Source organism: Bizionia sediminis (assembly GCF_042684585.1).
Classification (GTDB): Bacteria; Bacteroidota; Bacteroidia; order Flavobacteriales; family Flavobacteriaceae; genus Algorimicrobium; species Algorimicrobium sediminis.
The window spans coordinates 1-2,242 of sequence record NZ_JBHULS010000019.1 but is presented as its reverse complement, the minus strand read 5'-3'; the positions used below and the strand labels follow the sequence as shown (position 1 = coordinate 2,242).

Below are 2,242 nucleotides of genomic sequence, written 5' to 3'. Positions count from 1 at the left end.
CGCCAAATTTTTTAATTTGACGATTTCCGATAAAAAAAGATAAATAGTAAAATTTAAAAATCTGGCTTGTACTTAATCCGAAAATAATCGCTAATTTATACGCTACGAGCCATATACAAAACCGTTGCAAGTAATAGCAGAGCAACATTACGGTGGAATAAAAATCGGAATTGAAAAAATGGAAAGTCCGAACAAAAAAACTGACGAGAAAATACTAAAAGAGCTGAACGATAAGTACGCATCTGATGCGGAATTTAGGGAGCGAAAAAAGAAAATGTACCGTGAGCGCTACCAAAATGATGAGGAATATCGGAAAAAAACGCGTGAAAATGCCAAAAACCGATACCACAACGACCCTGAATACCGAAAGAAAACCATCGAACGAGCAAAAGAACGCCAACGGAAAAACAAATCGAAATGACAAACTTTACGGCCGAACTGAACGGAACAACAACGCTGGAACCTGAAAAGCAACAGCGGATTAAAAGCAGAACCTAAAAAGTTGAGCCGACTGCGACCGAAACAAAACTCAAATTGAAAACAAAACGCTTGAATAAAACAATGCCGAATAATAAAAACGTAAAAACTACTACTTGCAACACCGTGTATAGCTCATTACGGCTGAATTCTCTACCGAAAATTCAATCCTAATCGCTATCTTTCGGCTACGGCGGAATGACACTTCGTGCCATCCCGTAACGAGCCATACACCATACCGTTGTGCGTAAGTTGCTCACTCAATCCCGAAAAAAACGAAAAATATAAAACGAAAACAAAATGAAAAAAATTTTACTACTTACAGTTATTCTAATTTCTAACCTTTCATTCGGACAGAATTTTCCAGGAAACGAAGTCAATTTATTAATAGATAAAGAAATAAAAGTTAAAGAAAAAGATGAAAGTTTACAGAAATATGGATACGACCATTTTTACAAAAACGACAAAATGAAAAAGAAATATGACTGTTGTGAAAGTTATAATTCAAAGTATGCTGGATTAGTCGGAAAAGTATTTAAAGTTTTGTCTGCTGAACCTTATAAAAATATAATTGGAACTGAAAAATATAAACTCAAAATAGAAAATGCTGAAACTGGAATTATCTACTTTGACTATGACCCAAAATATGAACATTCTTTTCCATTTGAGGTAATTGAAGGTTTGGATTTACCAGAAGATTTTTATTGTAAAACAATTAAAACCAAAACTGACAAATTTGATGGAAAAACAACAAGTATGACTGATTATTCGGAGGGAATTTCATTTATGAAAGTAACTAAAGATGGTTCTTCCAAAATCTATATGTCAGTAAACGAAATTGGTTCGACAATAAACGTTGCTAAAACAGGTCTAATATTACTTTTAGAAAACGGAAAAAAAATTGAACGACCTAATGCTAAATTAGATACTAAAGTAAATAAAGGAGGAAGAGGTTATGTTTATTCAGCATTTATTGAATTAACTCAAGCGGAAATTGATTTAATAATTGAAAACAAAATAACCGATAATAGATTATACATTTATGATGGCGAAATAAAAAACGGACATAAATTGAGCGAATATTTAAAATGCCTGAACAAATAAAACCTACGCACAACAACGTATAAAATTAATTGCTTGGTACGAGCCTGTTTACGAAAATCCTCGCGGATTTTCTATTCGGTTTGTACTTGCAAAGTTAGTTGCTAAACCACGCAACTAATCTTATACAAACACGTTAGGCACAAGTTGAAACGAGCAGCAACCGACCTTGCAAACTCGTATACTTTAGGAAATTAAAAAAAAGAACTCATTACGAGTGATTACCAATTGATTAAATAACTTTGAGTTTTTAGCCGCTCGCAAAAGTTGATTCCAAACCCGCCCAGGGTCATTTTTATTCATAGAACTTTATGGAAAACTTCAAGTTTTGGCTTATCTCCTTTAACGACAAAAATTGAAGAGCCACTTCATAAATATTGACCCTTAAATTTTGACCTGATAACGTATGATTCGCCTTCCGAAAATAAAAGGTGAGTGACCAAGCAGCTTCTGGAAATCCTCCCGCTAGTGTCGATTTTTTTACAATATTTTTGATGTTTAACAAAGTAATTTTCAACTCGAAAAATTTAACCAAATCAACAAGCGAAAATCTGAACCTAAAAACCAGTGCCTAACAATGTGTATAATTCATTGCTAGTTCTTACCTGCTTGCGAAAAATTATCGAATACCTAAATCTCGTTTTTATTTACTAACTTTAACTCC

Annotated in this window: 2 protein-coding genes; both read left to right on the top strand. The window is 33.3% G+C overall.

The window, feature by feature from the left end; translation table 11 throughout:
- The first annotated feature begins 124 nt into the window (after nt 1–124).
- Nucleotides 125–421: a hypothetical protein gene (locus ACFSQP_RS13065; protein ID WP_376895220.1), complete on the top strand. Its 297-nt coding sequence runs from the start codon at nt 125–127 to the stop codon at nt 419–421.
- A 356-nt stretch (nt 422–777) separates the two neighbouring features.
- Nucleotides 778–1,581, top strand: a complete 804-nt coding sequence (locus tag ACFSQP_RS13060; protein ID WP_376895218.1) for a hypothetical protein — start codon at nt 778–780, stop codon at nt 1,579–1,581.
- Nucleotides 1,582–2,242: the final 661 nt, after the last annotated feature.